This window comes from Serratia sp. (in: enterobacteria) (assembly GCF_051654945.1).
Lineage (GTDB): Bacteria > Pseudomonadota > Gammaproteobacteria > Enterobacterales > Enterobacteriaceae > Chania.
This window is the reverse complement of the sequence record NZ_JBOFZA010000082.1, coordinates 1-2117: the sequence shown is the minus strand read 5'-3', so window position 1 is coordinate 2117 and position 2117 is coordinate 1. Positions and strand designations below refer to the sequence as shown.

The 2117-nt window shown below is 58.0% G+C and carries 1 protein-coding gene; it reads right to left on the bottom strand.

The genetic code is table 11. From position 1 onward, the window contains the following. On the bottom strand, positions 1-2117 hold a 2117-nt coding region (locus tag ACRDCA_RS19415), incomplete at both ends, for a hypothetical protein (RefSeq protein ID WP_438691017.1).

Here is a 2117-nt window from a genome sequence, read left to right as displayed (position 1 = left end):
TTATCCGTCCAACTGACGTACAGTTGCCCACCTTCGATAAAGGTCGCATCCACTTCCACCTGATTACCGTAGGTCAACTGGTTGATCTGCATCTGCTGACCCACCTTGTTACCCTGCGCGTCAAAGTACTGTGCATAGATACCATAGGTACCCGTGCCCGGTGCGCCATCCGTACCGGAGATAAACACCGCAACAAAACTGCCGTCCGAACGGCTCACCACCTGCGCCAACTGCTGATCGCCCGCCGTCGCCGTGTTAATGATGAACTCATTCGATACCGCCACGCCCTCGCCGTTGTAGATACGACCCCACACGCTGTAACCACGCTGATCCGGCCCGCTGTTATCGCTGGAATCCCAGGTGACGATAAAGTTGCCGTTACCCAGCGCACTGATGCTTGGGGAAGCCTGGTTGCTGCTTAACGTCTGGTTGGCAACAAAGGAGACCCCTGACAAATGCGTCGATGGATCATACAGTTGCACCGTCGTATCGTACCCCGTTCCTTTCGTGGTGTAGGTTAGCGCCACCATCCCGTTGGCCAGCGTGGTCACCGACGGCAGCGGGTGATAGTCTGCCGGGTTAATCACGGGGATACCCACCACGGTGAGCGTGGTCGAGGCCAGGATCATCTGATCGGTGACCGGCGCGCCATCGGCACCATACTGCCGGCCATATACCTGCCACTTGTCACTGACCGCCGCCTGCCATACCACCATGTAGCCACCATCGGCCAGCGTGGTGATCACCGGCTCGGACTGATACGTGGCCGCAGTACCGGAGTTAACGTTAAACTCCGCTCCGGCGGTCGTCACACCGCTGACCTGATTACTGCCGTCATAGGTGTAGGTAAACTTCTGGCCTTTAATGTAATTGCCGGAAACCCACACCACTTCAAAGTCACCGTTTGGCAAGACCGCCACGGAAGGTGACACCTGATCGCCGGACGTTGTGGCATTGACCGTAAACTCATTGCCCACCGGCTGCCCTTTCGCATCCAGCATCTGCCCCTTGATACAGGAGCCTGAGCCATCGCCGGTGGTGGATGTCCATACCACAATGGAGCCTCCGCCTGGCAGCGCTACAACCGAGGAGTCGGTCTGATCGCCTGCGGTGGTGGCATTGACGGTGAATTCAGAGTAATAGGCCGCATCCACGTCTATCACAATGCCTTCCACCCCCATCCCGTTGCCGTCCACACTATCGGACTGCCAGGTGATATAGACATTCCCGTCGGCCGTCAGGGCTGCATCCAGAATGTGGGTCACATCCGTCGAATCCCCGCCAAAGCCCTGGTTGCCATTGGTGGCGGTGTTAACGATAAACTCGCGTCCCACCTTATGGTCACCGGCGTCATAACGTTGGGCATAGATAGCCGAGCCATTACCGTCGCCCCCTGCGGAACCCCAGACAATCAGATAGCCACCGTCTTCCAGCGCCACCCCTACCGGCTTGTACTGCTTGTCATTGGTGTAAGTATTGACGATGAAGTCGCCGGTGCCCTGCACTGCAACCGCTCCAGTCACCGGATCGACGCTGTAATGTACCGCGCGTATATCCGAGCCGTTGGCCCCGGCATCATCGGTATCCCAGTACACGACAATGCTGCCGTCCTTCAGGGTGAGCACATCCGGGTAGTTCTGCCTGGAATCCATGGTGGTGTTGACCTGGAAAGCGTTACCCAGCGGTTTACCATCCGCACCGAAGATCTGCCCGACCACACCGGTCAGACTGGTGTCAGAGGGGCCCTTCGTGGCGTTCCATACCGTGATGTACATCCCGCTATGTGCCGCGTCGGTGAAGGCTGCCATTTCAGGTCCGCCCGCATCGCCCATGGCATTCCCACTGCCCGCAACAATCGTGACTTCGCCGGTTACCGGCTTGTTGTCGCCGTCAAAGGTACGCTGCACGAGGTTTTTCGACTGATCGGCCCAGGTAATGATGTATCCACCATCAGCCGTGGCCATGGCACTGGCGTTAATCTGCCCACCGGTAACGTTGGTATTCACCAGGAATTCGTCCGTCACCGCCTGGCCGTCTGAACCGTAGCGACGGGCGATGATACCGTCAGCATTGTTATCCAGCCCGCCCTGATAGGACTCATACACCACCAGGAAGCC